Annotated in this window: 14 protein-coding genes; 3 read left to right on the forward strand and 11 right to left on the reverse strand. The window is 48.2% G+C overall.

Annotated features, from left to right (window positions below; all coding sequences use genetic code 11):
- Position 1 precedes the first annotated feature (1 nt).
- The 11 genes from rplN to rplC form a co-directional block, all read right to left on the reverse strand.
- Complete coding sequence (gene rplN, locus QUA50_RS06485; protein WP_015178712.1) at positions 2-370, reverse strand: 50S ribosomal protein L14; 369 nt, start codon at positions 368-370, stop codon at positions 2-4.
- An 88-nt stretch (positions 371-458) separates the two neighbouring features.
- Positions 459-707 carry a 30S ribosomal protein S17 gene (gene rpsQ / locus QUA50_RS06490; RefSeq protein WP_006634992.1) on the reverse strand — a complete coding sequence of 83 codons (249 nt, stop codon included), beginning with the start codon at positions 705-707 and terminating at the stop codon, positions 459-461.
- 68 nt (positions 708-775) lie between these two features.
- Positions 776-1,057: a 50S ribosomal protein L29 gene (gene rpmC / locus QUA50_RS06495; RefSeq protein WP_333267896.1), complete on the reverse strand. Its 282-nt coding sequence runs from the start codon at positions 1,055-1,057 to the stop codon at positions 776-778.
- A 160-nt stretch (positions 1,058-1,217) separates the two neighbouring features.
- Complete coding sequence (gene rplP, locus QUA50_RS06500; RefSeq protein ID WP_333095880.1) at positions 1,218-1,637, reverse strand: 50S ribosomal protein L16; 420 nt, start codon at positions 1,635-1,637, stop codon at positions 1,218-1,220.
- Between the two features lie 115 nt (positions 1,638-1,752).
- Positions 1,753-2,481: a 30S ribosomal protein S3 gene (gene rpsC / locus QUA50_RS06505; protein ID WP_015178708.1), complete on the reverse strand. Its 729-nt coding sequence runs from the start codon at positions 2,479-2,481 to the stop codon at positions 1,753-1,755.
- Positions 2,482-2,595: 114 nt separating this feature from the next.
- On the reverse strand, positions 2,596-2,955 hold the full coding sequence (rplV, locus tag QUA50_RS06510) for a 50S ribosomal protein L22 (protein ID WP_006634996.1): 360 nt from the start codon (positions 2,953-2,955) through the stop codon (positions 2,596-2,598).
- A gap of 97 nt (positions 2,956-3,052) precedes the next feature.
- Positions 3,053-3,334: a 30S ribosomal protein S19 gene (rpsS, locus tag QUA50_RS06515; protein WP_242719699.1), complete on the reverse strand. Its 282-nt coding sequence runs from the start codon at positions 3,332-3,334 to the stop codon at positions 3,053-3,055.
- Positions 3,335-3,447: 113 nt separating this feature from the next.
- On the reverse strand, positions 3,448-4,311 hold the full coding sequence (rplB, locus tag QUA50_RS06520) for a 50S ribosomal protein L2 (RefSeq protein WP_015178705.1): 864 nt from the start codon (positions 4,309-4,311) through the stop codon (positions 3,448-3,450).
- Between the two features lie 175 nt (positions 4,312-4,486).
- Positions 4,487-4,795, reverse strand: coding sequence for a 50S ribosomal protein L23 (locus QUA50_RS06525; protein ID WP_006634999.1), 309 nt, complete (start codon positions 4,793-4,795; stop codon positions 4,487-4,489).
- A complete protein-coding gene (gene rplD / locus QUA50_RS06530; RefSeq protein WP_190657994.1) occupies positions 4,788-5,420 on the reverse strand; it encodes a 50S ribosomal protein L4 in 633 nt (210 codons plus the stop codon). Before rplD ends, QUA50_RS06525 begins: the two co-directional genes overlap by 8 nt.
- Positions 5,421-5,610: 190 nt before the next feature.
- Entirely contained in the window at positions 5,611-6,246 is a 636-nt protein-coding gene (gene rplC / locus QUA50_RS06535; protein WP_333267894.1) for a 50S ribosomal protein L3, read from the reverse strand.
- A gap of 430 nt (positions 6,247-6,676) precedes the next feature.
- Between rplC and QUA50_RS06540 the strand changes: the two genes are divergently transcribed.
- The 3 genes from QUA50_RS06540 (at position 6,677) to QUA50_RS06550 (ending at position 8,431) form a co-directional block, all read left to right on the forward strand.
- Complete coding sequence (locus tag QUA50_RS06540; RefSeq protein WP_332978150.1) at positions 6,677-7,153, forward strand: NAD(P)H-quinone oxidoreductase subunit N; 477 nt, start codon at positions 6,677-6,679, stop codon at positions 7,151-7,153.
- Positions 7,154-7,267: 114 nt separating this feature from the next.
- Positions 7,268-7,873, forward strand: coding sequence for a VWA domain-containing protein (locus tag QUA50_RS06545; RefSeq protein ID WP_333057785.1), 606 nt, complete (start codon positions 7,268-7,270; stop codon positions 7,871-7,873).
- A gap of 72 nt (positions 7,874-7,945) precedes the next feature.
- Positions 7,946-8,431, forward strand: coding sequence for a salt stress protein, Slr1339 family (locus QUA50_RS06550; RefSeq protein ID WP_333267891.1), 486 nt, complete (start codon positions 7,946-7,948; stop codon positions 8,429-8,431).
- The last annotated feature ends 242 nt before the right edge of the window (positions 8,432-8,673 follow it).

Genomic DNA, 8,673 nt, shown 5'->3' on the forward strand with positions numbered 1-8,673 from the left:
TTTAAAGTACCTCCGGGGCTAAGGAAACGATTTTAGTAAAGTTTTTGTCACGCAATTCGCGGGCGACGGGGCCGAAAACGCGAGTACCTTTGGGGTTGTTGTCTGCGTTGATAATAACGGCGGCGTTATCGTCAAAACGAATGCTCATGCCGCTGTCGCGGCGCAAACCTTTGCGGGTTCTGACAATGACAGCCCGAACGACATCTGATTTTTTGACGGCCATATTGGGGATGGCGTCTTTGACGACGGCAATGATGACATCGCCGACTCCGCCGTAGCGACGGTTGCCGCCTCCCAATACGCGGATGCACATCAGTTTGCGGGCTCCGCTATTGTCGGCGACATTGAGGTATGTCTGGGGTTGAATCATGGTGATTGTTGACTGTTAACTGTTGACTGTTGACGGCTAATTGATTAATCAAGTACCGATCGGGCGAGCGCGAGATCGAAATTAACTCTTAGCCGTTTTTTGTCCCAAAAATCTCAGCAACCGTCCAACGTTTGGTTTTGCTCAGTGGGCGAGTTTCAGTGATGCGGACGCGATCGCCCGATTTGCACTGATTTTCTTCGTCGTGAGCTTTGTACCGCTTGGTGCGGACTACGATTTTGCCGTATTTGGTGTGGGAGGAGCGGTTTTCGATTGCTACCACGACGGTTTTATCCATCTTGTCGCTGACTACTACGCCAACTCGTTCTTTAATTGCCATAGCTACCTATTTTTGTTGTGCAATTGACTTTTTTTTAGCTACTGTGCGAGCCGAGGCTAGGCTCCTGCTCACTCTGGACTGACTTCTGGGCTGGGAGCCGAACCAGCGGCTTCTTGAGCTGGGGCTGATTTTGCTGCCGCTTCTTTCTCAGCAAGGATTTGGCGCTCGCGTTCAACTGTCATCAATTGAGCTAACCGGTGTTTGGCGTGCTTGAACAGGTGAGGCTTTTCCATGCGGCCCGTAGCTTGCTGAAGCCGCAATTCCATTAGTTGGCGCTTGACGGCTAAAATTTGCTCTGCTATTGCAGCATCGCTTAATTCTCTAGCTTCTTTAATCTTGGTCAAAGACATAATTGTGTGCTTTCTCGTTAGCGAGCGGTATGACAGAAGACAGAATTGTCTCGCTTGGCTGAAGGTCGAAGGAAAGAAAAGTTATGAAAGCCAGATTTTAAAATGCTGTAGCCGTTTAAAATGCTGATTAATACAGACCTAATTCTACCTTCGCTCTTCGCTATGACTGGCCTTCTTCGCGAGTGATGAACTTGGTTTTAATTGGTAATTTGAAAGATGCCAAACGCATTGCTTCGCGGGCAATTTCTTCACTTACGCCGCCAATTTCAAACATTACCCGGCCCGGTTTGACCACGGCAACCCAAAACTCTGGTGAGCCTTTACCAGAACCCATCCGGGTTTCTGCGGCCCGCTCGGTGACAGGTTTGTCGGGAAAAATGCGAATCCAGATTTTGCCACCCCGACGGATATAGCGGGTCATGGCGCGCCGTCCGGCTTCTATTTGGCGGGAAGTGATCCAGGCGGGTTCGACGGCTTGGAGCGCGAAGTCGCCAAAGCTAACTGTATTGCCGCGGGTGGCAATACCGCTCATTCGCCCGCGCTGTTGTTTGCGGAATTTGGTTCTTTTAGGGCTTAACATGGCGAAAGGGAGTTGGGTAATTGGTAATTGGTAATTGGTAATTGGTGATTGCTAATTGCTAATTGGTTTGGAACAACTGACAATTAACAAGTGACAACTAACAGTTAACAATTAGCTAGCCTTCGTTCGATCGATCTTCAAAGTTCTGGCGGCGGCGCTTTTGTTTGGTACGGGGCACTGCGGCATTTGGTGCTGCCTCTTGTTCCTGTCCGGGAATAATTTCGCCTTTGAAAACCCAAACTTTAATGCCCAGAATACCGTAGATGGTTTGAGCAGTGCAGTAAGAGTAGTCGATGTCGGCCCGCAGCGTGTGCAAGGGGACTCTTCCTTCGCGCGTCCATTCGGTACGGGCAATTTCTGCACCGTTGAGGCGTCCGCTGACTTGAATTTTGATGCCTTGGATGCCGACTTTTTGGGCGCGGGTGATTGCTTGGCGGACTACTCGGCGGAAGGATACGCGCCGTTCTAGTTGCTGAGCGATGTATTCCGCGATCAGTGTGGCATCGGCGTCTACTCGCTGGACTTCGACGACGTTGATGCGGATTTGGCGGTTGCTGCCGAGTTGCTGCTGCAAACCGACGCGCAAGGTTTCGATGCCTGCTCCGCCGCGGCCTACGACAACGCCCGGTCTGGCGGTGAACACTTCTAGGTCTATTTGATCGGCTTTCCGCTCAATTTTGACCGATGAAATACCGGCATTATTGAGGGTTTTACGAACGTACTTGCGAATTTTATAGTCTTCTTGCAAGAGTTCTGGATAGTTTTTTGGATCGGCAAACCAGCGAGATCGGTGCTCTTGGGTAATGCCGAGGCGAAAACCAATTGGATGTATTTTTTGGCCCATAATAGTTGATGAGTTAATTGGTAATTGGTAATTGGTAATTGGTAATTGGTAATTGGTGATTACCCATTTTTTTCAACTTTAAGCTGTTTATTACCTCTTACGTTTTTCCCTGGTTTAGTTTTCTACAAGCGGAGCTACTACTACGGTAATGTGACAGGTTGGCTTGCGGATTTGGTAGGCGCGACCTTGAGCGCGGGGTCTAAAGCGTTTGAGGACTGGGCCTTGGTCTGCGTAAGCTTGAGAAACTACGAGCTTGGATTTATCCAATCCTGCGTTGTGTTCGGCGTTGGCTACTGCCGATCGCAAAACTTTGACAATTGGTTCGCAGGCGCGGTAGGGCATGAATTCGAGTAGAATCAGCGCTTCTTGGTAGCTTTTGCCGCGAATTTGGTCGAGGACTCGGCGTACTTTGAAGGGGGAGGTTCTGATGTAACGGGCGATCGCCTTAATTTCGGATGTGGTATCTATAACCATTTCGATTTGGGTAATTGGTAATTGGTAATTGGGAAAAAGGTAATTGGTAATTGGGAAAAAGTTTGTCCGATTACCTATTACCTGTCACCTAATTCGGCTATCTTTTCGCCTTTTTATCACCACTTTTCGCGTGACCTCTAAAGGTGCGAGTGGGGGAAAATTCTCCGAGTTTGTGGCCTACCATTTGGTCGGTGAGGTAGACTGGTACGTGCTGTCTGCCGTTGTGAACGGCGATCGTGTGACCTACCATTTGGGGCAGGATTGTGGAAGAGCGCGACCAAGTTTTAATTACTTGTTTTTGGCCGGCGGCGTTGAGTTTTTCGATTTTTGTCATCAGATTATCTGCGACAAACGGGCCTTTTTTTAGCGATCGAGACATGATTTTTTTAGTAATTCAGGAGTCATTAGTCAGCTTTCAGCAGTCATTGGTCATAAGTCCTCAGTCATTAGTTAGCAGTTAATAACTAAGCACTGAAGACTGCTGACTGATGACTAGCTTTGTCTGCCGCCCTTGCCGCGTTTGGAAGCTTTGCGGCGGCGCCGGACTATTAAAGCGTCGCTGCGCTTGTTTTTGCGTCGAGTTTTTGCACCCAATGCTGGTTTGCCCCAAGGAGTGACAGGCCCCGGACGTCCGATGGGAGCTCTGCCTTCGCCACCGCCGTGCGGGTGGTCTACCGGGTTCATGACGCTACCGCGAACGGTGGGTCTGCGACCTTTCCAGCGGGTGCGGCCGGCTTTACCGAGGCTGATGTTTCTGGCGTCTGTGTTGCCGACTTGACCGATGGTGGCGTAGCAGTCGGCGCGGACTTTGCGCTGTTCGCCGGATGGCAGTTTGAGGGTGACGTAGCTACCTTCTTTTGCCATTAGCTGAGCGCTGGAGCCGGCGGAGCGAACGATTTGTCCGCCTTTTCCGGGTACTAGCTCGACGTTGTGGATGCTGGTACCGAGGGGAATGTTCTTCAGGGGGAGGGCGTTGCCGATTTCGATCGGCGCGTCGGGGCCTGAGACAATTACTGTACCGACGTTTAAGTTGAGCGGGTGCAGGATGTACCGTTTTTCGCCGTCTTTGTAGAACAGGAGGGCGATGCGGGCGTTGCGGTTGGGGTCGTATTCGATCGCCTTGACGGTAGCGGGAATGCTGTGTTTGTCGCGGCGGAAGTCGATGTCTCTATAAAGCCGTTTGTGACCGCCTCCCCGGTGGCGGCAGGTGATGACGCCTCGGTTGTTGCGGCCTTGTTTGGTGTGCTTGTTGCTGGTTAGAGACTTTTCTGGTTCTGATTTGGTAATTTCAGCGAAGTCCGAGACGGTTTGCTCTCGGGTGCTGGAGGTATAAGGTCGGTAAGAACGGATGCCCATAATCGATCTATTTTAGATTTTGGATTTTGGATTTTGGATTTGACGTTTATCGATTTTAGATTTTAGGTTGAAGATTGGCGATCTTTGGTTAACTTACGAGTTTTCTGGTTCGAGAATTTTCACCAGTTAACCGCAATTTAAAATCTAAAATCTAAAATCTAAAATCCAAAATCGTCTAGACTTCTGGGAATAGGAGTTTGCGGATCGAGTCTCCGTCTGTCAGAGTTACGGTTGCTCGCTTGTAACAAGGTTTAAAGCCGACGAATTTGCCAACTCGACGCTTTTTGCGCGGCGGGTTTTGGGTGTTGACGCCGATGACTTTGACCTTAAATAGTTCTTCGATTGCAGCTTTGATTTGAGGCTTTGTCGCTTTGGGAGCTACGTCGAATGTGAATTGATTTAATTCCATCATTCGGGTAGCTTTCTCGGTGAGAATCGGACGCTGGATCAAATCTGCGTAGTCGCGGGGGTCGATTTTACTCACCGTAAATCTCCTGAATTTTAGCTATGGCTGTAGATGTGACGATAATTTTGTCAGCCGCGAGAACGTCGTAAACATTCAGGGAGGTTGCCAAGATGACGTTTACTAATTCGATGTTGCGTCCGGATAAGTAGACGTTTGGTTGCGGTTCTGGCAAGATTAACAGAACTTTTGTATCGGGTTCGATGCCCCAGCGGGCGATCGCACTCAGCAATTCTTTGCTTTTCGGTCTCGGAAATTGCTCTGCAAATTCTTCAACCACAATGATGTCTTCGGTGCGACTTTGGAATGCTGTCCGCAAAGCGAGACGGCGTTCCTTTTTGTTCATTTTGACTTCAAAGTCTCTCGGTTTTGGCCCGAAGATGACACCGCCGCCCCGCCACAGCGGAGAACGGATCGAACCTGCTCTGGCTCGGCCGGTGCCTTTTTGACGCCAGGGTTTGCGGCCGCCGCCTCTGACTTCCGATCGAGTTTTGGTGCAAGCATTTCCTTGACGGGCGTTATTCAGTTGCCGCGTCAATGCTCTGTGAACGATGTGAGACGCATTTTCTTCTTTGGCTACGCGCAGTTCTAAAGTTGTTTCCCCAACTTCTTCGCCTTGCCAATTTCGCACTACACAATTAACCATATCTTTTGTCCTTTGTCTGTTGTTAGTTGTCTGTTGTTAGTTGTCTGTTGTCTGTTGTCTGTTGTCTGTTGTCTGTTCTCAGGTCTTAGTTTTTGGCTCTTAGTTTTCAGCTTTTAGTTCTTAGTTATTGCTTGCTACTAACGACCAACCACTATCTACTGACTGCTGACTGCTGACTAATGACTACTGACTAACGTCCTACTTTTTTCTCAGGCACAACATTGACTAAGGCGCCAGCTTTGCCGGGAACTGCTCCCTTAATTAGCAGCAAATTCTGCTCTGCATCCACCCGGACAATTGTTAGTTTGCGGACGGTGACTTGAACGTTGCCCAAACGTCCTGCCATTCTTTTCCCAGGATAAACGCGACCGGGGGTTGTTCCAGGTCCGATCGATCCAGGCTCGCGGTGGTTCTTGGAACCGTGAGACATGGGGCCTCGTTTAAAGTTGTGGCGCTTTTGGAAGCCTGCAAAACCTTTACCGATGCTTGTACCGATGACATCTACTATTTGTCCCGGTGTAAAGGTATCTGCTTTTAGCTGTTGACCTAATTCAAATGAACTGGTATCTTGCAAGCGGTATTCCTGCAAGTGGCGCAATGGATTTGCCCCTGACTTGGCAAGGTGTCCTAGTTCTGGCTTGTTGAGAGCCTTTGGTTTGACTTCGTTGTATCCAACTTGAACGGCACTGTAGCCGTCAGTTTGTTTTGTTTTGATTTGAGTTACTGTACAAGGCCCTGCTTGTATGACGGTGACTGGGATTGCTCTCCCTTGGTCGTCAAACACTTGAGTCATGCCTAGTTTAGTGCCAAGAATGCCTACAGACACGGATTTTCTTCCTTTTATTTACGCAAGAGGTTTCGGATTGCGAAATTTACGTCAATCCGCTTGCTCTTGTGCAGAAACATTTATTTCAGTGTTCCTGCAATTAACTGTTATCAACCAACAGCCTTCCTCGGTGTTTAAAATTTGAGTTTTAAATTTGGGAGCGAGCTTGTGGAAGTCTTGCAAGGGTTGAGATTCGCGGCTTTTTACCTACTCTATCTCCGAGTTTTGTCTCGGTCTTGCTTGTTTGTGCCAGGACTTGAGCAGCAAACCACTCAGTATCCTTTACGGCGACAATTCACAATAGTACATGAAGTGTTTGCCGTTTGTCAAGGCCGCGATGAGAATTTTTCGCCTCAACTTTAGGATTTATAATATTTCCAGCTCGCAAGCAGCGATCGACCAAATTTTGATACAGCAGGAAACACAATTTATGGGACTGATTACGACAGGATCTGATCTGATTCGGGATTTGGAAAAGTCGGGGTCGCTGGCCCTGTACGTTCCTTTAGAAGGAGGATTTGAGGGGCGCTACCTCCGCAGGCTGAGGGCTGCGGGCTACGGTGCGTACACGATTTCGGCGCGGGGTTTGGGCGATTTGGCGATGTATTTAACGGGGGTTCACGGCGTGCGGCCGCCGCATTTGGGCAAGAAAACTACTGGCAATGAAGGGGCTGTGGGTTATACGTACTACGTGCCGCCGATGTTGAAAACTCAATTAGACAATTTGCCACCTAAAGCAAAAGGACTGGTGCTGTGGATTATTGAAGGGCAGATTTTGTCGAGTCAGGAGATTGAGTATTTGACTGTTTTGCCGACGTTAGAACCGCGAGTTAAAATAGCAGTTGAGATGGGGGGCGATCGAGCTTTTAGCTGGAAGCCACTTAAAGATGCTTTAGTTGCAGCTTAAATTCCGGTATTTGCGATCGCAAATCAACTAAAAAACGCAGCGAGCAACTAAAGCTCAACAGCTTCTGCTCGCTGGTTTTGATATTTTTGGAACTTAATTAACAGGAAAAATCTTATGCTTCAGAACCGCGATTATACCATCATTATTGACAAAAGCGGCAGTATGTACACAAAAGACCAGATGGGCGGTAAAAGTCGGTGGGCGCTCATGCAAGAATCGACGATCGCATTGGCGAATAAATGCGAAGAACTCGATCCTGATGGCATAACAGTTTATGTGTTTTCCGGTCGCTTCAAGCGCTACGACAACGTAACATCAGCTAAAGTCGTGCAAATTTTCCAAGAAAACGAACCTTCGGGAACTACGAATTTAGCGGCTGTTCTGCAAGACGCCCTGAACAGTTATTTTCAGCGCAAAGCATCCGGTAAGACTAAGCAAAATGGGGAAACAATATTAGTGGTGACGGACGGCGAACCGGACGATCGCAAAGAAGTGATGAAAACCATTATAGAGGCTTCGCGGAAGCTCGATCGAGATGAAGAGTTGGCGATTTCTTTCATTCAAGTAGGAAATGCGCCGGAAGCAACTAAGTTTCTCAAGATATTGGATGACGAACTGCAAAGCGCTGGGGCTAAATTCGATATCGTTGATACTGTCACGATGGATGATATTGAAGGAATGACCCTGACGGAGGTATTGCTGAATGCAATAACTGATTGAGGAGGCGGGCGAAGTTTCCGAGATTGTATTGGGGCCAGTTGGCCCAGGAGCATTTTTTAGGGGGTTTAAGTTATGGAATCTATCGATCGCCTGTTAGGTGAACTTAAGGCAGAGTATCAAGCATCTCAAAAAATTGCTGAGTTGAAAAGTCAGGCGTCGGTGCAAGCACAAGCGCCGTCAAATCCAACATTTAAAACATCAGATATAAATTTGTATGCTAGTCCTTTGGATCGGGATTTAGCTCAAATTAAGGCTGAGTACGAAGCGCAAAAAAAAGCTCAGGAAGTGGTTTTACCTGAACCGCTTAAGGCTGAGCACGAAGCACAAAATCAAGCTCAGGAAGCAGCTTCACTGGAACCGCAGCCAGCAGAAAAAGTCGCGGTGCCGCAGTTGGAGGTACAAACGCACAGACAGAAAGTTAGGCAAGCTCAGGTTTGGCTGAAAAAGTTGGATAAGAATTCCGATGAGGGATATTGGTTCGATCAGTTTGCTTTTAAGTATTCTTCGAGGATAGATGCGGCGATCGACTATTTGCAAGTGGTGAATGAGTTTGATTGAATGTTGATTGTTGGCGGTTGGCGGTTGACGGTTGAGGATTTACTGTTAAACTATCATTCCAAAATAGACCTCTTGCAAAAGTCCTTTTCATAAATTTATTGGACGGGCTCTCCGGCCCATCCCACAAGAAAAAATAACTCTTGTGGGATGGGCCGGAGAGCCCGTCCTAGTTATTTTTGCAAGAGGTCTCATGTAAAAAATATGAAGTAGAAGCAGAAGTAAAAGTAGTAGGTTGGGTTGAG

Origin of the sequence: Microcoleus sp. M2_D5 (assembly GCF_036701935.1) — a bacterium.
Lineage (GTDB): Bacteria > Cyanobacteriota > Cyanobacteriia > Cyanobacteriales > Microcoleaceae > Microcoleus.

Excerpts from the sequence above, each read along its gene's own strand:
- QUA50_RS06545 (WP_333057785.1), top strand. The coding sequence starts at position 7,268 with ATGCTTCAGAACCGCGATTATACCATCATTATTGACAAAAGCGGCAGT.
- rpsQ (WP_006634992.1), bottom strand. The coding sequence starts at position 707 with ATGGCAATTAAAGAACGAGTTGGCGTAGTAGTCAGCGACAAGATGGAT.
- rpsC (WP_015178708.1), bottom strand. The coding sequence starts at position 2,481 with ATGGGCCAAAAAATACATCCAATTGGTTTTCGCCTCGGCATTACCCAA.
- rplB (WP_015178705.1), bottom strand. The coding sequence starts at position 4,311 with ATGGGCATCCGTTCTTACCGACCTTATACCTCCAGCACCCGAGAGCAA.
- rpmC (WP_333267896.1), bottom strand. The coding sequence starts at position 1,057 with ATGTCTTTGACCAAGATTAAAGAAGCTAGAGAATTAAGCGATGCTGCA.
- rplD (WP_190657994.1), bottom strand. The coding sequence starts at position 5,420 with ATGGTTAATTGTGTAGTGCGAAATTGGCAAGGCGAAGAAGTTGGGGAA.
- QUA50_RS06540 (WP_332978150.1), top strand. The coding sequence starts at position 6,677 with ATGGGACTGATTACGACAGGATCTGATCTGATTCGGGATTTGGAAAAG.
- rplV (WP_006634996.1), bottom strand. The coding sequence starts at position 2,955 with ATGGTTATAGATACCACATCCGAAATTAAGGCGATCGCCCGTTACATC.
- rplN (WP_015178712.1), bottom strand. The coding sequence starts at position 370 with ATGATTCAACCCCAGACATACCTCAATGTCGCCGACAATAGCGGAGCC.
- QUA50_RS06550 (WP_333267891.1), top strand. The coding sequence starts at position 7,946 with ATGGAATCTATCGATCGCCTGTTAGGTGAACTTAAGGCAGAGTATCAA.
- rpsS (WP_242719699.1), bottom strand. The coding sequence starts at position 3,334 with ATGTCTCGATCGCTAAAAAAAGGCCCGTTTGTCGCAGATAATCTGATG.
- rplP (WP_333095880.1), bottom strand. The coding sequence starts at position 1,637 with ATGTTAAGCCCTAAAAGAACCAAATTCCGCAAACAACAGCGCGGGCGA.